The sequence below is a fragment of the Shewanella sp. NKUCC06_TVS genome (assembly GCF_019345515.1).
In the GTDB taxonomy this organism is placed as follows: Bacteria; Pseudomonadota; Gammaproteobacteria; order Enterobacterales; family Shewanellaceae; genus Shewanella; species Shewanella oncorhynchi.
Window position 1 is genome coordinate 332,351 of record NZ_JAHKQX010000002.1, and the last position, 18,647, is coordinate 350,997.

Annotated in this window: 14 protein-coding genes and 1 riboswitch; of the genes, 7 read left to right on the top strand and 7 right to left on the bottom strand. The window is 46.4% G+C overall.

Translation table 11 applies throughout. The features are described 5' to 3' along the window. Positions 1–140 precede the first annotated feature (140 nt). From KO531_RS03520 to KO531_RS03535, 4 genes are all read left to right on the top strand, one after another. Positions 141–680 carry a PH domain-containing protein gene (locus tag KO531_RS03520; RefSeq protein ID WP_131523745.1) on the top strand — a complete coding sequence of 180 codons (540 nt, stop codon included), beginning with the start codon at positions 141–143 and terminating at the stop codon, positions 678–680. Positions 681–831: 151 nt separating this feature from the next. Next, the gene (locus tag KO531_RS03525; RefSeq protein ID WP_131523746.1) at positions 832–2,106 is read left to right on the top strand and encodes an Nramp family divalent metal transporter; all 1,275 of its coding nucleotides are present in this window, start codon (positions 832–834) and stop codon (positions 2,104–2,106) included. A gap of 141 nt (positions 2,107–2,247) precedes the next feature. After that, positions 2,248–2,712: a DUF1456 family protein gene (locus tag KO531_RS03530; protein ID WP_168824742.1), complete on the top strand. Its 465-nt coding sequence runs from the start codon at positions 2,248–2,250 to the stop codon at positions 2,710–2,712. Between the two features lie 269 nt (positions 2,713–2,981). After that, positions 2,982–4,670 (top strand): NAD-dependent malic enzyme, encoded by a 1,689-nt coding sequence (locus tag KO531_RS03535; RefSeq protein WP_105250164.1) that lies wholly within the window; start codon positions 2,982–2,984, stop codon positions 4,668–4,670. 131 nt (positions 4,671–4,801) lie between these two features. Here the strand turns inward: KO531_RS03535 and KO531_RS03540 are convergent, their stop codons facing one another. Then, positions 4,802–5,236 carry a DUF3069 domain-containing protein gene (locus tag KO531_RS03540; RefSeq protein ID WP_105250165.1) on the bottom strand — a complete coding sequence of 145 codons (435 nt, stop codon included), beginning with the start codon at positions 5,234–5,236 and terminating at the stop codon, positions 4,802–4,804. Positions 5,237–5,267: 31 nt separating this feature from the next. Next, positions 5,268–5,792: a phosphatase PAP2 family protein gene (locus tag KO531_RS03545; RefSeq protein WP_113939058.1), complete on the bottom strand. Its 525-nt coding sequence runs from the start codon at positions 5,790–5,792 to the stop codon at positions 5,268–5,270. Positions 5,793–5,946: 154 nt separating this feature from the next. Between KO531_RS03545 and KO531_RS03550 the strand changes: the two genes are divergently transcribed. Continuing rightward, a complete protein-coding gene (locus KO531_RS03550; protein WP_219250396.1) occupies positions 5,947–7,869 on the top strand; it encodes a GGDEF domain-containing protein in 1,923 nt (640 codons plus the stop codon). Here KO531_RS03550 and KO531_RS03555 read toward each other — a convergent pair. Then, a complete protein-coding gene (locus tag KO531_RS03555) occupies positions 7,866–8,663 on the bottom strand; it encodes a transporter substrate-binding domain-containing protein (protein WP_028761670.1) in 798 nt (265 codons plus the stop codon). The genes KO531_RS03550 and KO531_RS03555 overlap by 4 nt on opposite strands. Positions 8,664–8,837: 174 nt before the next feature. Here KO531_RS03555 and queG point away from each other — a divergent pair, with 174 nt between their 5' ends. Further along, positions 8,838–10,040: a tRNA epoxyqueuosine(34) reductase QueG gene (gene queG / locus KO531_RS03560; RefSeq protein WP_219250397.1), complete on the top strand. Its 1,203-nt coding sequence runs from the start codon at positions 8,838–8,840 to the stop codon at positions 10,038–10,040. Between the two features lie 176 nt (positions 10,041–10,216). Here queG and metE read toward each other — a convergent pair whose 3' ends face one another. Further along, positions 10,217–12,487, bottom strand: a complete 2,271-nt coding sequence (metE, locus tag KO531_RS03565; protein ID WP_219250398.1) for a 5-methyltetrahydropteroyltriglutamate--homocysteine S-methyltransferase — start codon at positions 12,485–12,487, stop codon at positions 10,217–10,219. 200 nt (positions 12,488–12,687) lie between these two features. Between metE and KO531_RS03570 the strand changes: the two genes are divergently transcribed. Next, positions 12,688–13,593: a LysR family transcriptional regulator gene (locus tag KO531_RS03570; RefSeq protein ID WP_105250171.1), complete on the top strand. Its 906-nt coding sequence runs from the start codon at positions 12,688–12,690 to the stop codon at positions 13,591–13,593. Between the two features lie 79 nt (positions 13,594–13,672). On the opposite strand, the gene KO531_RS03575 is transcribed toward KO531_RS03570, so the two are convergent. The 3 genes from KO531_RS03575 to KO531_RS03585 form a co-directional block, all read right to left on the bottom strand. Further along, positions 13,673–14,401, bottom strand: a complete 729-nt coding sequence (locus KO531_RS03575) for an HDOD domain-containing protein (protein WP_105250172.1) — start codon at positions 14,399–14,401, stop codon at positions 13,673–13,675. A gap of 281 nt (positions 14,402–14,682) precedes the next feature. Further along, positions 14,683–16,644 carry a TonB-dependent receptor gene (locus KO531_RS03580; RefSeq protein ID WP_219250399.1) on the bottom strand — a complete coding sequence of 654 codons (1,962 nt, stop codon included), beginning with the start codon at positions 16,642–16,644 and terminating at the stop codon, positions 14,683–14,685. Positions 16,645–16,752: 108 nt separating this feature from the next. Beyond that, a riboswitch (cobalamin riboswitch) is annotated at positions 16,753–16,988 on the bottom strand. Positions 16,989–17,122: 134 nt separating this feature from the next. Beyond that, on the bottom strand, positions 17,123–18,565 hold the full coding sequence (locus KO531_RS03585) for a hypothetical protein (RefSeq protein ID WP_219250400.1): 1,443 nt from the start codon (positions 18,563–18,565) through the stop codon (positions 17,123–17,125). Between the last annotated feature and the right edge of the window lie 82 nt (positions 18,566–18,647).

Sequence of the window (18,647 nt, forward strand, 5' to 3'; positions counted from 1 at the left end):
CAGAGAAATAAAAGTTAAACTTTTGTTACATTTGATGCGGTGTATTTTCCTCATACGAGAATCAAAGTAGGTCTAGGCACTAAAAATTCAACCTACAAAACAAGTCGCAGTATTTGAATATCAGAATTTAAGGAAAAAAGATGGAAGACAAGATTATTTATCAAGCAGAGTTTGAAACCCATTTAGGTCTGTATTGGTTGCTTTCAGGCGCCGCCTATTTCAGCCTAAGCATAATAGGTATTCCCTTGTTATTACTTTGGTTTCCAATCGGGCTCTGGGGGACTCGCCGCTATATTCGCAATATGAGTGCCGAGCTCACCAGCAATAAACTTATTGTCAGGAGGGGCATATTAACTCGTACTGAAAACACTGTGCCTTTGGACAAAATTACCGATATGGCATTGATCCAAGGCCCAATTATGCGCCTATTTGGTCTGCATAAACTCACGGTAGAAACCGCAGGGCAATCGGGCGCAGGCGCATTGATAAGCTTAGTCGGCATAGTCGATGCGCCTCGATTTAGAGCCCGCGTATTAGAACAAAAAGAACGGCTTACCCAACCCTTGCACCCAACAATCCCATCGGCACAGCCAGATAATACGCTATTACAAATCGTAGTCGAAATGGCTGCAAGCTTAAAACGCATTGAAACTTTACTCAGCCAAAAATTAAACAGATAAATTGAATAAAACGACTTTTAGTTCAATCACTTTACCTTTAATGTTGAGCCACTCACTTAGCGTTAGCGCGGCTTTAACATGAGCGCAGCCTTAGCATGAGGGCTTATTCGATTCCCCAGATTAATTTTCAACAGGCATTTTTAATAACGACATGACAGAATCTTCAGTAACTTCTCCTTCATCCTCTTGGATGACACACCTAACTCTCGGCATTAAAGCCATGGGCCCAGGTGTTCTTATGGCCGCAGCGGCGATTGGCGCATCCCATTTAGTCGCCTCGACTCGGGCGGGCGCCGAATTTGGTTGGCAACTGGCTTGGGTTATTCTTGGGGTGAATTTACTTAAGTATCCCTTCTTTGCAGCTGGCGCACGCTACACAGCTGCCACAGGGGAGAGTCTACTGCACGGCTACCAAAAACAGGGCCGAGGTTACTTACTGCTGTTTACTGGGCTCAATGTGATCGCCGCCATTGCCAGTACTGCAGGGGTATGCATGTTAACCGCCGCTATGTTGACCCAATTTATTCCGCTGCCCATCGATTGGTTAGCCCTACTGGTATTACTGAGTTCATTGGCTTTACTGATTTTAGGCCATTATCAACTGCTTGATAGACTCACTAAGATCATCATGTTCGCCCTAACCTTAACCACCTTAATTGCCGTGGCCTTAGCTTGGGATCACGCTCAACCATTAGCGAGCAATTTTATCTCTCCTTCACCTTGGCAATGGGCCCATGTGGGATTTTTGGTCGCCATGATGGGTTGGATGCCAGCCCCGATTGAAGTCAGCGCTTGGAATTCTCTCTGGTTGCTCGAAAAACAAAAAAGCCAGACAGTGACGAAAGCGCAGGCGCTGCTCGACTTTAACTTAGGCTATATAATCACTGCGATCCTCGCGATCGTGTTTTTGTCCTTGGGCGCTTTAGTGATGCATGGCAGTGGCGAACACTTTTCAGATTCCGGCGCGCAGTTTGCTAATCAATTGATTAATCTTTACAGCCAAGTGATGGGCGGCGAGAGTCGTTATCTTATTGGTATTGTGGCATTTCTGTGTATTTTCAGCACAACAGTAACAGTGATCGATGGCTATAGCCGTACCTTAGATATGGGCTGGCAGTTACTCACCTCAAAGACCAGTTCAGATAAACGTCTCACAGGGATCATGCTCGTCATCAGTGCCTTTGGCTTATTGCTGATCCTCTTCTTTAAAGGTGCACTCTTACCGTTACTCGAGTTTGTGATGATTTTGGCCTTTATGACCACAGTCATTTTTGCTTGGTTAAATTACCGCTTAATGACCAGCAAACAGCTCCCCGAGGCCGATAGATACGGCACTAAGATGAAACTCCTCTCTTGGTTTGGCTTGATTTATCTACTGATTTTCGCGGCACTGTTTATCTATTGGTACAACATCATTAAAGGTTAATTGCACAGAATGTTTATGCCGGAGCAATAAATGGCCTTAACTAACTGCCATTAAATTCCCGCTGAATTCTGCAATTAAGGTGGTTTGGGTGTATAATGCGGGCTCTTAAACCAGACAGCGCAGCCGCGCCAAGAGATGACCATGATTAATAATGATATTTTGCGCCGTTTGCGCTTCGTGTTTGATTTTAGCAATGCAAAAATGATTAAAATTTTTGCTAAAGCTGGAAGAGAAGTGCCTGTCGAAGAGATGATTGATCTTCTACGTAAAGAAGAGGAAGAAGGTTATAAAGCTTGTAACGACACGACCTTATGTCAGTTTTTAGATGGTCTTATCATAGAGAAGCGCGGTCTACGTGAAGGTGCAGAAATTCCAGCGCCCGTTTCACGTTTAAACAACAACCTCATCTTTAAAAAGCTGAGAGTTGCCCTCGAAATGCGTGAAGAAGACATAGTAGCAGCTTTGGCTTTAGCCGAAGTGCAAATGTCAAAATCAGAGCTAAGCGCCCTGTTCCGCAATCCAGACCACAAGAATTTTAAAGAGTGTGGCGATCAAATACTGCGTAACTTTATCCGCGGCTTATCACTTAAGTATCGCGGCGTATAACGCTAAACTTATGACATAAAACGCAGCTTAGGCTGCGTTTTTTTATATCCATGTTTATCTACACCTGAGCTTGTTTGGATATAAACAAGACCTTAACAATTCCATCTCAACAACCTCAGAAATCCTGTTTAAAACAGCTGACTTTTTTACTGCTGCAAAAAAAACCACAAATACCTCGCTCCACGGACAACAAAGATCACATTTCATGATAACCTTACGTGACTTACAGCACGTATTGACCACTTAAACAATAACTCAAAAGGTTACCCATGGACGATAATAAACGCCCCCTCTATCTTCCGTTTGCAGGACCTGCCATTCTTGAAGCCCCACTGATTAACAAGGGCAGTGCATTTTCTGAAGAAGAGCGTATTTTCTTTAACCTCGAAGGCTTAGTCCCCTATGCCATTGAAACGATTGAGGAGCAGGCTTCTCGCGCCTACGATCAATTTAGAAGTTTCAATAACGACTTAGACAAGCACATTTACCTACGTAATATCCAAGACACAAACGAGACCTTATTTTATCGTTTAGTGCAAAATAACATCAGCGAGATGATGCCCATCATCTATACGCCGACAGTAGGTTTAGCTTGTGAACGTTTCTCGAAAAACTATCGCCGCAACCGTGGTTTGTTTATCTCCTATCCGAACAAAGATAGGATCGATGACATCCTCAATAACTCGACTCGTCAAAAAGTTAAAATTATCGTAGTCACTGATGGTGAACGTATTTTAGGACTTGGCGATCAAGGTATTGGCGGCATGGGGATCCCTATCGGTAAGCTGTCACTCTACACTAGCTGTGGCGGTATCAGTCCGGCTTATACCCTGCCTATTACCTTAGATGTAGGCACAGATAATCCGCAGTTGTTAGAAGATCCTATGTATATGGGTTGGCGCCATCCACGCATCGGTGGTGAAGAATACGCCGAGTTTATCGAAGCCTTTATGCAAGCTGTACATGTGCGTTGGCCGGATACTTTGATCCAGTTCGAAGACTTTGCCCAAAAGAATGCCATGCCGATCCTAGAGCGTTATAAGGATCGCTATTGCTGCTTTAACGATGATATTCAAGGTACTGCTGCGGTTGCCGTTGGTTGCTTGCTCGCCGCGTGTAAGGCTGCGGGCACTGAATTGAATCAACAACGTATCGCCTTCCTTGGTGCTGGTAGTGCCGGTTGCGGTATTGCCGAAGCTATCGTGGCACAAATGGTGTCTGAAGGGATCAGCGACGAGCAAGCTCGCACTCAAGTGTGTATGGTTGACCGTTGGGGCTTATTGCTCGACAACATGCCTAACCTGTTGCCATTCCAGCAAAAATTGGCGCAGAAATGCACCAACATCCAAAATTGGAGCAATTTCAGCGACAATATTTCACTGCTCGATGTGGTTAACAACGCCAAGCCGACAGTGCTGATTGGGGTATCTGGCGTTCCAGGACTCTTCACCGAAGAAATCATCCGTGCTATGCACAGCCATTGTGCTCGGCCGATTATTTTCCCTATGTCGAACCCGACCAGTCGCGTAGAAGCGACACCGAAGGACATTTTGCATTGGACCTCAGGTCAAGCACTCGTCGCTACGGGCAGCCCGTTCGAGCCAGTGGTTGTCGATGGTGAAACCTATGAAATTGCCCAGTGCAACAACAGCTTTATCTTCCCAGGTATTGGCTTAGGCGTATTAGCGTCTGGCGCACGTCATGTATCCGATGCCATGCTGATGGCTTCAAGTCGCGCACTTGCCGAATGTTCGCCACTGGCAATCGATGGTACAGGTCCACTACTGCCTAAACTCGAAGATATCCATGCGGTGAGTAAGCATATTGCTTTCGCCGTAGGTAAAGTCGCAGTTGAACAAGGGTTAACGCTGCCAATGAGCGATGAGATCTTACAGCAGTCGATTGAAGGCAATTTCTGGAGTCCAGAATATCGCCGCTACAAACGCACTTCGTTCTAAGCATAGCGTTGCCGCGACCCAAGTCGCAGTAAAGCAGCTTAGTTGAGCGTTTGTGCTAGCCAGCAAAAAGCCCGTTACTTTGCAGTAACGGGCTTTTTAATTTTCTGACTCTGTGCTGATTTCAATAAAAACTAAGGCGCCATCACCTGTTTAAAGCTATTGAGCAAAGCACGATCGGTACGCGCTTTCTTCAACTTACGTAGGCTTTCTTTGAGCGATTCATCGGCTAAGCGCGTAAAAATGCCATTATATTCTTGCTCTTGGATTGCACTATCGGTATCGGCTTGCTCAGAAATTTCTTGGGCGACACGACTCAATTGCAACCAAGCATTCGCGATATAGAAACCGTGGAATGCGGCTTGTTCCATTAGATTACGTGCGCTGGCAGGTAAAGATGCCCAAGCTTGGCTAAATTTACCTTCCCTGTCTTCCAACAGTTCGGCACACAAACCTTGGTACGCTGCTAATAAGTCACCCGGTAATTTCGCCATTGGTAACACTTTATTCGCAACATTGTAAGAAATCTGCTCGGCAGTTTCGCGGTAAACAGCTGATAATTCGCTCATAAAAATCTCGATTCGCATCCCAAAAATAGTCTTAAAACTGGCCACTCACATATAAACCATAAACGCCGTTACCCGCAATCGGCGTAACTGTAATCCCCTCATAGGGTTGAGTAAAATACCAACCCGCCAGCGCGCCAATCGCCGCGCCAGCTAACACATCCTCGAGGTAATGCTGGTCGCTCGCCACTCGGGTGTAGCCCACATAAGATGCGGCAACATAGGCAGGTAAACCATATTGCCAACCATAGCGCTGCTGAATAAACGTCGCCGCCATAAAGCTGTCTGAGGTATGACCCGATGGAAACGAATCATCGCCACTATCGTCTGGCCTGTCTTTACTCACACCATACTTAAGACCTTCAACAATTAACCGACTCGACACCGCTGCCTGAATTAACTGCCAACTACCATCATAACCCTCTTCATAAAACAAGGTCGCACCCATCGCAGTAGCGGGTAATAATAAATGCAATACATCGCCAGAGGTTTCTAAATCTGAGCCTGCCCAGCTAGTGCCACTCATCATGAATAATGCAGCACAGAGTAATTTCTTCAAGGGTGATTCCTTTGTGGGATAATAACCAAGGCGGAGTTTATACCTTGATCATTAACCGAATGCAAAATTGCTATACATCTATATTAAAAATGAGCAAACAAGTTATGCTAAGCTAATAATTAGCTATTGATTTTAATGCGAACAGGAATCTTTTTTGCTACATAAACTTAGGTATTTATCATTCTCCTTATTGCTGCTTCTACTGCCGCTCAGCAACGCTATGGCAGAAGAAAAGACTCAGGTTGATAAAATATTTGCAAGATTTGAAAGCGGCGTCCCTATGACCCGTGAAGAAATCGAAAGCAATCTAGCGTTATTAAGCAAACTAATTTCGACTGACGATGTCACCCGTCATGAAAAGCTGCAACTGCTTAAATGCTGGGATCAGAATACAGAAAACGACACAGCTATTGCACTGGCACTTAAAAATACTAACCAAGCACTGAGCAATATTCCGCCAACTGCCTCCCCCCATTTCATTACCGACCTCACGCTCTGCCGCTCTTGGTTTCTGCAATTAAGTGGTGACATGGATGGCGCGATGGAAGGCTATAATCTCAGTGTTAAACGTGCCTATGAGCATGAAGACCTAAAGCTAATCGCCGACTCGCGCAGCATTCGCGGCGCACTTTACTCTTATATTGGCGATTTTTCTGCGGCATTAGACGATCTCGTCACAGCGCAAGATCTCTATGAATCACTCAATTTAAGCGGTTGGGCTAACATTAACCTTGCCGATGTTGCTACCAGTTTTAGACGTTATGGCGATCCCCAAAGTGCAATCCGCTATTACACCAAACTCAAAGCTCTCTATCTAAAAAACAATAACCAAGAACAGGCAATGTATGTCAACTCGGACATTGGCCTTGCCTTAGATGAACTCGGTGAACATCAACAGGCCGTAGATAATTTCTTAGTAAGTTATCAATACTTCAAGGAACATCAGCAGGAAAAAGTGGCAGCAACTATGGCAACAAATATTGCCTACAGTTTAATCAAACTCAATCGTCTAAACGAAGCCGAAAAGTATTTAATCGAAGCCGATACTGTTATTAATGAAAAAGATCTGACCGATTACAGCTTCATGAAGCTTTTTATGGCCGATATAAAGTTTCAACAAGCTCGCTATAAAGAGGCGCTTACCGAACTTGAGCAAGGGGAAAAAGCCTTTCGCACTCTGCAGAATAATCGGGGACTCACTCAACTGCTGCAGCTTAAAAGTAACATATATGTGGCGATGAATGATTTATCTGCCGCCTACGGAGCGCTGCAAGAATTTGTTACCCTAACAAAAAAAGTCGATGGCAATTCTCTCTCCCATCATACGACAGAATTAAAGGTCAAGTTTGATACCAGTCGGATTGAATCAGAAAATCAACGCTTGATTGAAAACCAAAACCTTAAAGAACAAGAGCTCGCGCTACTCGAAAAGAACAAATCACTGCAACACATTATCCTATTACTAGCGGGCTTTATCCTGACGATAGTGTCTATATTCGCTTATAAACAAGTACATAGAAATCGCCAACTGCAAGTTATTGCCCTCACGGATTACCTTACCAAACTCCCTAATCGTCGGCATATTTATGCCCAAGCCGCGAAATATTTTCAGCAAGCCTTAAAACATCAAAGCCCTTTTTCAGTGATTATTTTTGATGCGGATCACTTCAAAAAAATCAACGATAACTTCGGCCATGAATTAGGCGATCGCGCCCTTATGACCATTGCAAATGCAGGCCGAGCCTTATCGGGTAATAAAGACCTCGTTGGCCGCATCGGTGGTGAAGAGTTTTTAATCCTATTGCCTAACACTGATGCCACACGTGCGTTGGCGCTGGCGCATCAATTGCAGAACCATATTAGCTGCCTTAGCGCACAGAATTTACCAGCAGAACTCAAATTGACCGTTAGCGCTGGTGTCGCCACTTTAGAACCACAAAATAATACTGAAGATGCATATCAAGATAAAGATTTTGCCACCTTGCTAAAGCGGGCCGACAATGCTCTTTATGAGGCTAAAAATGCGGGCAGAAATTGTGTGAAATCAGCCAAGAATGAGGCTTTAAGAGAGAATTAAACGGCCTTATGCCAAAACACTTGATGTTGTAATGGCGGTGGCAAAGTGCCAAACCATGTCTGATACAAACGACTAAATTCACCTGAGTCTTTCATTTTCTCAAGCTCTGTTTGCCAACTGATAACGGTTGCCGCCGATGTCCCTTTAGAAAAAGCTAAATAGAGATTAATCTCCGATACTACAAACACTTGGCGGATATCTGTCTCACTCGCACCCACTTCTTCGAGTATCTGCTTTACCGCAAGATCCGCCTGGCACCAAAAACGAATTCGAGAAAACAGCAACTGTTTCGCCGATTGCTGCGGAAAACTCGCCACCAGCAAATTATCCACGCCCGCTTGTTGTAGCAACTGCGCACCCGCCGATTCCCGATAAACCCCCACAATATCTGTCGATTGAAGTTCAGCAAGTTGATCGAGAGCGATAGGATCTGCCGCCCTTGCGTACAATGCAATTTTACTGGTCGCAATAGGACCGATAAAATCAAACTGCTCAGCTCGCTCATCATTAATTGACGTAGCAAAAAGTAAAACGTTCGCTGAGGTATTGGCAATCGAATACGCCCGAGCCCAAGGTAACACATCGATTTTTTCACTCTGACCCAGTCTTGATTGCAAGGTATTGACTAAGTCCACCGCAAAACCTTGCGGCACACCATTTTGCTCGTAACTCATGGGAGGCCAAGCTTCGGTCACCAATTTCAACTTGTCAGGCGCCGCAAAAACAAGATTAGGCATCAGGCCTAATAAGCTCATCGCAAGAAAACACGCCCTAAGGGGAAACGCACTCAGCATACGAATACCAAACGATAAACATTAGACCTAATCATAGACTCAATCCCAACAGCAAATAAACAAATACCCCAAAGAAAATATCGCCTCACGCCCCCTTCTGAGTAAACTCGTCCTCAATAAGTGAAAACTGCTATCATATTGCCACCTAGCCAAGAGCCTCGCTGCAATCAATTCATGTCAACTTTAGCCAATCAAACCCCAAGCCAATCCTATGCCAGCATGCTGTCGCGGCTCGCTCTGCAAATTAAAACGTGGGGAAAAGCACTCGGATTTGCGCAGGTTGGCATTTGCGATACGGATTTAACCGCTGAAGAAGCCAAACTTCAAGCATGGCTAGACAAAGGTTTTCATGGCGAAATGGCCTATATGGCCACCCATGGCATGATGCGCGCTCGCCCGCAAGAACTGCATCCGGGCACAGTGCGGGTGATCTCCGTACGGATGGACTATTTACCACCCGAAGCTGGCTTTGCAACGAATCTCACCGATCCCAACTTAGGTTATATTTCCCGTTATGCAGGAGGTCGCGACTACCACAAGTTGATCCGCGCTCGGCTTAAAAAGCTGGGGGATCAAATCAGTGCAGAGTTAGTTGCTCTCGGTTTCGATGCAGCTGACTTTCGCCCCTTTGTTGACTCAGCGCCAGTACTTGAGCGCCCCTTAGCCGAAAAAGCCGGTATAGGCTGGACAGGTAAACACTCACTCATACTCAACCATGAGGCTGGCAGTTGGTTCTTTTTAGGTGAACTACTGATCAATTTGCCTCTACCTGTGGATATTCCCATTCAAGAAGGCTGTAACACTTGTGTCGCCTGCATCACCTCCTGCCCAACGGGTGCAATCGTAGAACCTTATGTGGTCGATGGCAGACGCTGTATTTCCTATCTCACCATTGAACTGCAGGGCGCTATTCCCGAAGAATTTAGGCCACTCATGGGCAATCGCATCTATGGCTGCGATGATTGCCAACTCGCGTGTCCCATCAATCGCCAAGCGCCGCTGACTGAAGAAACTGACTTTCATATTCGTCCGCAGTTAAAGCAACCTGACCTTCTCAGCCTTTTTACTTGGAGCGAGGCCGAGTTCCTTAAACAAACTGAAGGCAGCGCCATTCGCCGCATTGGGCATAAACGTTGGCTACGTAATATTGCAGTAGCACTGGGTAATGCTCCCGCAAGCCCAAGCATTATTGCCGCACTTAACGCCCGCAATCACAGCGAAGATATCGATGAGATAGTGCGTGAGCATATTGAATGGGCGCTTAATGCCCAGCAATCGCGCCTTGCTGAAAGCGCTGCAACTGAACAACAAAAAGCCCGCCGCAAAACCGAGCGTATGGTGCGCATTATCGAAAAAGGCTTACCGCGAGATGCTTAAGTTCGTCGGCAAGCAATAAACAACAACGGATGCATAAGCATCCGCTGTTACTAACTCAATAAACTCAGTAAACTCAGTAAGCTCAGTAAGCTCAGTAAGCTCAGTAAGCTCAGTAAGCTCAGTAAGCTCAGTAAGCTCAGTAAGCTCAGTAAAAAATATTTCACTCAAGCATAATATTAACCAAGGCGGCGACGTAGTTCTCGCGTGGCATCGACCATGTTTTTCAATGCGGGTTCGACTTCATCCCAAGTACGGGTTTTTAGGCCACAATCTGGATTGACCCACAGCTGACGTACGGGCACTTTTTGCGCCGCTTTCTCGATTAAGTGCACCATGGCCTCCACACTTGGGGGGTTTGGCGAGTGAATGTCATACACACCGGGGCCAATTTCATTTGGATATTCAAAATCTTCAAAGGCGTTGAGTAACTCCATCCGTGAACGCGAAGTCTCGATAGTAATCACATCGGCATCCATGGCGGCAATCGCGGCAATGGTGTCATTAAACTCGCTGTAACACATGTGGGTGTGGATTTGAGTCTCATCAGTCACGCCAGCAGCGCTGAGTTTAAAGGCATTCACCGCCCAATCTAAGTAGGCTTGCCATTCACTTTGTTTCAATGGCAGACCTTCACGGAAGGCGGGCTCATCAATTTGTATAATACCAATACCGGCATTTTGTAAGTCCACCACTTCATCACGGATCGCCAGCGCCAGCTGAGTCGCAATCACATCGCGGCCGATATCTTCACGGGCGAATGACCAATGCAGAATCGTCACAGGACCAGTTAACATGCCTTTTACAGGTTTGTCGGTGAGACTTTGGGCAAACTCGGCCCAATCGACCGTCATCGCCTTTGGACGACTGACGTCACCATAGATCAACGGCGGCTTAACACAGCGTGAACCATAACTTTGCACCCAACCATTTTTGGTAAAGCCAACGCCCGCAAGCTGCTCACCAAAGTATTCCACCATATCGTTGCGCTCGGCCTCACCATGAACCAGTACATCGATACCGAGTTTAAGCTGGCGGTCGATTGTATCGCGGGTGACTTGCTGCAATTGCTCTGTATATTGTGCATCACTCAGATCGCCCTTGCGCCAACGACTGCGTAGTCCACGGATTGCTGGTGTTTGTGGGAAGGAGCCAATGGTGGTGGTCGGCAACAGAGGTAAACGGTATTTCTGCTGCTGCACAGCTTGGCGTACGCTGAAATCACTGACGCGCTCATAATCGGCAGATGTCAACGCGGCAACGCGGGCAATCACTTGACTGTCGGCGGCCTGCGCTTTCGCCTCACGGCGTGCCAAACAGGTTTGCACAATCTCTTTTGCCGCGATAGATTCAGGTGCCAGTAGCAATTGGCGCACATTGGCCAGTTCGAGTAATTTTTGCTTCGCAAACGCGAGTTGTTGACGCAGCGCAGGCTCAAGCGTGGCTTCCACCTCTAAATCCACAGGGCTATGCAGGAGTGAGCAAGAAGTACCGATCCACAAGCGATCTCCGAGATCACGGGCAACCGCGCCTATGCGTTCGGCAATCAAATCCACCTCTGCCGCCCACACGTTGCGACCATTGACCACACCCGCCGACAAAATTTGATCTTGACCAAGCGCATTGGCAAAGACTGCCAATTGATCCGGCGCTGTGACTAAATCGACATGCAAACCCGCGACCGGCAAGGCTGATACCAGTGCTTGATGGTGAGCGATACCGCCGTAATAACTGGTAAGAAGGATCTTCACCTTCGCAGTGCTGAGTGCTTGATACGCCTCAGTCATAGCCGCTTGCCATTCGCCATCCAATTCCAATGCGAGAATGGGCTCATCGAGCTGTACCCAATGCACTCCCTGAGCAGCAAAACGCGCCAAAATGTCAGCATAAGCAGCTAATAAATTCGGTAATAAACTTAACTTATCGAACTCTTGACTCACAGTTTTAGCAAGGTGCAAGTAACTAACTGGGCCGAGTAGAACAGGTTTGGCTTTATAGCCTAGTGCTTGCGCTTCGCTGACTTCATCGAAAAATTGCTCATAGGCAATCGAAAACACTTGGTTTTGGCTGAGCTCAGGTACCAGATAGTGATAGTTAGTATTGAAATACTTGGTCATTTCAGAGGCTGGCGCATCTTGGCCCGTTGGCGCTCTGCCGCGGGCAACACGGAATAAAGTATCGAGATCGATTGCCCCTTCACCACGATGACGATCAGGAATGGCATTTAAAGTCGCGCTTAAGGTCAGCACTTGATCATAAAAGGCAAAATCACCTACGGGAACTTGCTCAATGCCCGCAGCAGCTTGCCACTGCCAATGGGTGCGGCGAAGTTCACTCGCCACTTCACGTAATTCCGCCTGAGTGCTCTCACCACGCCAGTATTTTTCTAAGGCAAATTTCAATTCACGACGACGCCCAATACGGGGAAACCCAAGACTATTTAATTGCATACACTATCTTCCTTTATTTGAGATAAGCCATATTCGGCACTTGCACCCACCAGATTGTTTTCTCTTGGCACTTTTCAGCATTTCAGCCTTGATAAATAACAATGGGCGTCTGGACGTCTAGAAGTTTATTGTGTTAGTCTCTATGCCAGCAACCGAATTGATTTCAAGCACAACATGAGCGAAATTCACTTGGAGTGAACATGATCGAACTAAGACACCTGCGAACCTTAATGGCCCTGAAAGAAAGCGGCAGTTTGGCGGGCGCAGCCAAAAAACGTTTTGTCACTCAATCCGCCCTCTCCCACCAGATTAAGGAGCTGGAGCAAAGGATTAACTCGCCCATTTTTGTGCGTAAGAGTAAGCCACTGTCATTCACCCAAGAAGGTGCACGCCTGCTGCATCTGGCCGAAGAAATTTTGCCTAAGGTGTTAGAAACCGAGACAGATTTGAAGAATGGGCTGGAAACCGAAACCAATCAGTTGCGGGTCGGCATTGAGTGCCATAGCTGTTTTCGCTGGTTAATGCCTGTAATGGAGCAATTTAGGCAAGATCATCCGGCAGCCGAGTTAGACTTATCGAGCCGTCATCTGTTCGACTCGCTCAATGCCTTAGAAATGGGTGAACTGGATATTGTATTAACCTCAGATCCTGTGCCTGGGCATTCACTCGCCTACCAGCATTTGTTTGATTTTGAAGTGAAGTTAGTGGTTGCTAAGGATCATCCTTTAGCGAAAGAAGCCTATGTCACCCCTAAGCAATTAGCACACTTGCCTATTATCAGTTATCCAGTGCCGTTGACACGTTTAGATATTTATCGCCACTTTTTAGAGCCTGCGGGCATAGAGGCGGGCGAGCAAAAAACCTGTGATTTAACCATGATGTTATTGCAACGCATCGCCTGTAAAGACGGCATAGCCGCACTGCCAAGCTGGTCGATTAATGAAGGACATGGACTGAGTCTCGCTACGGTAAAACTCGGCCAAGAAGGTCTGAAACGACCGCTATTTGGTGCCTATCGCCGCCACAGTGCTAACTCTGCATTGATCCAAAATTGGTTACAACTGGTGGCGAGGGAAGGTTTATCCCGCCAGCAGAAGACGAATTAATGCGGGTGACATAGAGTAAAAAGCCTGCGAATGCAGGCTTGTTTATTGAGTCAAATGACTATTTCATAGCATCGACAAATTACAGCGGATTCATCAACAATCCACGCATAGACAAGACACGGCGCAGTATCAACCCTGATGAATTAGGATTACGGGTCTGACGCAAATTATGGGCGATCATAAATTCTTGACGCAGATCCTGATCGAGATCTAACGCCTCGAACGCTTCGATGGTTAAGGTCTGTTGTTGATTATCAATCAATGACTTAATCACACTTAAAGGAAATGACTGTTCGGCATTAGCATTTAAATAGGCAAATGCGGTCAGTGCGATAATTTGGCCGAACACACTGAACAGAGCTAAGGTTTGCACTTCGTCAGCATCAACCTCCACACCTTCCATATCCGCTAAGCTATCTACCGCATCCGTTGCAATATCTTCAGTCAGCTTCCAATAACCTTGGACCAACTTTTTATAGGGCTGTGGCAGTTCATCGAGGCGTTCTTTTAAATAGAACGTAAAGGCGTAGCGATAGATATTAACTTGACCTAAGCGGATCAAAGCTTCTTTCAACGAGCGAGTTTTGTGATTTTCCACTACAGCAGCCTGCGCGGAATTACTGCGCATAAGCATGTGCGCTGCCAATGCGGGATCGCTCGAGATAATGTCAATCACATTACGAATGTCACCTTCAGCAAGGATCGCTTTTTTGAGTGGAATTAGAATTCCTCGGCGGCCAATCACTTGCTCTTCGTTCGCTATGATAGCTCTAACTTGAGTAAAAACCTGTTGCTCAAGATCAGTCATAAGACACTTTACACCTGTTTATTAACAATAAGATGATTCGGTTACAGCTCACATCATACCTAAAATACTAAGAATTTCAGCCATAAACAGCAGAGTAAAATATAAATTACTCCTATTTAGTGATGACTGCCCGCTAACACACTATAGATAACGACAATTAAACTACTCTACTAAAACGATATTCAAGACTATACCTATTTTAAGATTTATTCTTTGAACTCAGCGTAAAAAATAAAAAGCCAGACTGAGTCTGGCTTTGTTATTAGATAGCTCATTAATATTTAGAAGCGGTAGCCCACAGTGAAACGAATATCGCGACCTCGACCAGAATAGTAACTATCCCCCCAATCGCCACCGTAATAACCTGCACTGACATAATCTTTATTGAATACATTATCGATACGCAGACTGGCAAGCCAAGCATCACGATTATAATTCAAGGCTAAATTACCAAGCACGTAACTTGCTAGCTTATCACCTTGATTAGCGTTATCGCCTTCGATAAAACGATCACCCGTGTAGATAGCTTCGGCAAATACTTGGAAATGCTCAGCAAAATCCATGCTGACATAACCGCGTCCCGTGTGTTTTGCCACCCAAGACAGCTCTTTGCCATCGTTAGCACCATCGGTAAATTCGGCGTCGGTATAGTTATATTCCAGCCCGAGTTGCAGCGCTTTAGTGATCTGCCAATCCCAATCGGCACCCGCGCCATAACGACGAGAAGCGTCGGCATTAACGTTTGCACCGTTGAAATTTCCACCTATGGGTTTAACTGCACTCGAGTCATAAACAATTTCATCCTCTAAATCGAGACGATATAGGCTGACTCGTAGGGTTTGACTAGCGACAGCCCAATCCCAACCCGCCTCATAGGAACGGCCTGTTTGCGGCTTTAAGCCAAATACGCCCGGCGATGTATAAGCTTGCTCATCCACTTTAGCAAAACGGAAGTTATCATCAGCGCGCACATAGAGTCTGTGCTCCGCAGTTGGTCGGTAATTTAAACCCAGTTCGAATGCATGGGCATTTTCATCTAAATCCATGCCATTAGGATAGACATTGCCATCGACTAACTCGTCGGTCACCCGCGCATAACGGCCACCCACAACGTAACTTAAAGTATGGCTTAAAGGCACTGTAGCTTGTAGATAGGCGCTTTGCATTTGCTGCACATTACTGCGCGCCATAGTGTCAAAATCAGCCTTGCCACGGCTGATGTCTAAACCTGTGACTAGGTTTAGCTCGCCTTGACGCGTACTGTAATTCGCTAACGCTTTAGGGCTAAACATTAACAGTGAGCGTGTGTTATGGCTGTTCGCCCCCCAATTAAGAGAAGACACTAAGGTATCGCTGTAATCTAAATCCGCCGCCAGCGCCCAGTTTTGATTAAGCTGATGCTGGTAACCCGTTCGCGCCGCAGTGGTCATCTCGTGGGCATACTCTACCTTATTTGATGAAGCACGGGGATCGTCTTTAAATTGCTTTTCAGTAAGCGAGCCCGGATTTTCACGATCGTTATCGTAGTAGCTGGTTTCAACAAAGAATGAGTCTGTGGCTGTTTTATATTGAATGCGGCCAAGAATAGAGCCGGTTTCGTTGGCATTATGCTGGCGATAGTTGTCACCTTGGTTGTAACTACCGGTGAAAAAGTAACGCCAATCTTTGTTGATCGCGCCAGACACATCACCACGACCTTCATAGGTATCAAAACTGCCGCCGGATAACTGCACGCTGCCGCCAGTATTTTCAGGGGACTTAGTGACAATATTAATCACCCCGCCCACGGCTTGATCGCCATAAAGTACACCTGCACTACCCGATAAAATTTCAATACGATCCACTTGATTAAGCGGAATGGCATTAAGGCTAGGTGCGGCGATATCGATATTATTGAGACGACGACCATCAAGTAAAATCAGCGTGTTATTAACGGCAGTGCTGGCGCTAAAACCACGCATCGCAAAGCTAGTTCCAATATTGTTATCCGAAATTTGAATACCACTTTGACCGCGTAAGACGTCGGTCAAATTAGTTGCGCCACTCATTTCAATAGCCGCGGCATCAATCACATTCACATTGGCGGCAATATTTAACGGGGTCTTATCAGAGCGGCCGATCACGACAAGATGCTCGTCGACTTTAGCTGTGCTGGTATCGTCAGCCGCCATAACAGGCGCGATAATTGAAAAACTGCAAAGGCTGCCGATCAGCAGCGCGATTTTTGTTGGATTTATTCCCATTTTACCTTTAACTCCTGCAAGGAAAACGGGGCATTGACGCCACGATACCGTTAATTCAGTCGTAAATACTGACGGTGATTATCGCATTTTGAGATCTGCCCACCGAAATCTCAAAAACACCTTCAGGGCCGGTCTCCGGACTTAGGCTATGTTAATCCATTAAAAGTTAGATTAACGCGAGACTGACCTTTCACATTCTGACTTTCGGGTTCAGTCTTGAACACACCAATCAAACGCGGTCTTCTCTCACCTTTTACCGTTGCGGGGGCAGTGCCAGAATTTCACTGGCTTCCCGATTATCTCACGACACTATCATCGTAAGCACCACAGAAGGTTGACTCAAAATTAGGTTCAAAGGGCGTACAATCTGTTAACGCCCAACAAGGCTCAGGGCATATCAGACCTGAGCGCGCGCATTATAGACGTCTATACGGATGAAAGTCCATTAATCTCAAGTTAGCGAGAAAACTCACATGAGCTAGAAAACACCATCCCAGTTTTTTGCCGCAGGTTTTGGTCTGTCTTTGCTCAAAATCGCCTGACGCTGCTCAGGGGTTTCGCATTGGGCAACGGGGGTAAAATCCAGCGGTTTAATCACTAACGAGTCAGCAGGTTGCACTGGCGACTTGTCGAACATGGGCAAATTCATCGACCAAGAGACCAGCTCCCCCTTTTCGCTGATGCCAACATAACCGTCATCTGCGCCATCTAACCAAGTGAGTCGCGGAATACGTGCCATTAACTTTTCCACATTATCACGGTTGGCGCGATAACCAACAGGCACCACTTTGCCATCGGGACGCGTAAACACAAAGGAGGCAGGCCCTCGAGTAATGACGCTGCCTTCCTGCCAATATTTATCAAGAATGTCTTGGGCATAGTGAAACCCAAACATATGAGCGTAATCAGTATCGTCGGCCACAATTTGCGGCACGGCCTTATCCCGCAGTAATAAAAAGCCTGAGCCGATGCTGATAATCTCTTTTACCCCTGTGATATCGGTTTTTTTAATCCAATCGACACCACAGTTAATCCCATCGCCCCAAAAATGCGCATCCCCCGTAGGACTTAAAATCGCAAAGGCACAATTGTTTGCCGTCATACTCGCCACATCCTTTAAAGCACTGCGGATCGAGTAAGCATCACTGCGCCAACCCCAACTCACCACAGTGCCGTCCTTTTTCAAGGCGGCATAGGTGTGTTGAAAATATTCGATCTTCGCTACATCCGTAAGCTGCGGGAGTAACTTTTTCATATTGGTCGACTCTTCAACCTGCCCCCAAATCACCGCGCTACCTTCTTTTTTGAGGGCGACAAAACTGCGTCCTCTGGCAAAGATATCGACAACATCAACTAATTGATCCTGCACATGTAAGCTATTGCCGCCGTAGGGGCCATAACCCCAAGTATGCACCTTGCCATTAGCATCAAGGGCCGCAATGGCCTCTTGATTAGCGAACAACTTGGTAATATTGGTCATGCGGTTTTGCAGGGCTTTGTCGAGGCTCAATTTCCCTACATTACCCCAGTAAACCACAGTGCCATCTTGACGTAGCGCGGCAAACCCGTCCTTGACTGGGACGATTTGCTTAACTTGCTTAAGCTGCTCCGTCACCTCCCGGCTATCACCGCCAGCATAACTGTCACCCCAAGTGATCACCTCACCAGATTGTGTTAACGCCGCAAAGGCCGAACTGTTGGTGACCACAGTCTCGACTGCGGGTAAATCACAGGGAATATGGCGATACTGTGGACTCGGATTTTCCTTAAATTGGATGAGTTTACCGTTATCAAACTGTAGCAATGACTCGTTATTACTTTCCACAACGGCCATAGGTTGAGGATCGCTACAACCAGAGATCTGCATGGCAACCATGCCCACGAGTAAAACCTTAGGCCAAGTGATTCGATGAGTGAGCATTACTTATTTCCTTATATTTGCTTGGAGATGTCATTCAATGTTGTGCAGCGGACAGAGCGAGAATGGATTTACCTAACATCGC

Excerpts from the sequence above, each read along its gene's own strand:
- KO531_RS03520 (WP_131523745.1), top strand. The coding sequence starts at position 141 with ATGGAAGACAAGATTATTTATCAAGCAGAGTTTGAAACCCATTTAGGT.
- KO531_RS03525 (WP_131523746.1), top strand. The coding sequence starts at position 832 with ATGACAGAATCTTCAGTAACTTCTCCTTCATCCTCTTGGATGACACAC.
- KO531_RS03530 (WP_168824742.1), top strand. The coding sequence starts at position 2,248 with ATGATTAATAATGATATTTTGCGCCGTTTGCGCTTCGTGTTTGATTTT.
- KO531_RS03535 (WP_105250164.1), top strand. The coding sequence starts at position 2,982 with ATGGACGATAATAAACGCCCCCTCTATCTTCCGTTTGCAGGACCTGCC.
- KO531_RS03540 (WP_105250165.1), bottom strand. The coding sequence starts at position 5,236 with ATGAGCGAATTATCAGCTGTTTACCGCGAAACTGCCGAGCAGATTTCT.
- KO531_RS03555 (WP_028761670.1), bottom strand. The coding sequence starts at position 8,663 with ATGCTGAGTGCGTTTCCCCTTAGGGCGTGTTTTCTTGCGATGAGCTTA.
- queG (WP_219250397.1), top strand. The coding sequence starts at position 8,838 with ATGTCAACTTTAGCCAATCAAACCCCAAGCCAATCCTATGCCAGCATG.
- metE (WP_219250398.1), bottom strand. The coding sequence starts at position 12,487 with ATGCAATTAAATAGTCTTGGGTTTCCCCGTATTGGGCGTCGTCGTGAA.
- KO531_RS03570 (WP_105250171.1), top strand. The coding sequence starts at position 12,688 with ATGATCGAACTAAGACACCTGCGAACCTTAATGGCCCTGAAAGAAAGC.
- KO531_RS03575 (WP_105250172.1), bottom strand. The coding sequence starts at position 14,401 with ATGACTGATCTTGAGCAACAGGTTTTTACTCAAGTTAGAGCTATCATA.
- KO531_RS03580 (WP_219250399.1), bottom strand. The coding sequence starts at position 16,644 with ATGGGAATAAATCCAACAAAAATCGCGCTGCTGATCGGCAGCCTTTGC.
- KO531_RS03585 (WP_219250400.1), bottom strand. The coding sequence starts at position 18,565 with ATGCTCACTCATCGAATCACTTGGCCTAAGGTTTTACTCGTGGGCATG.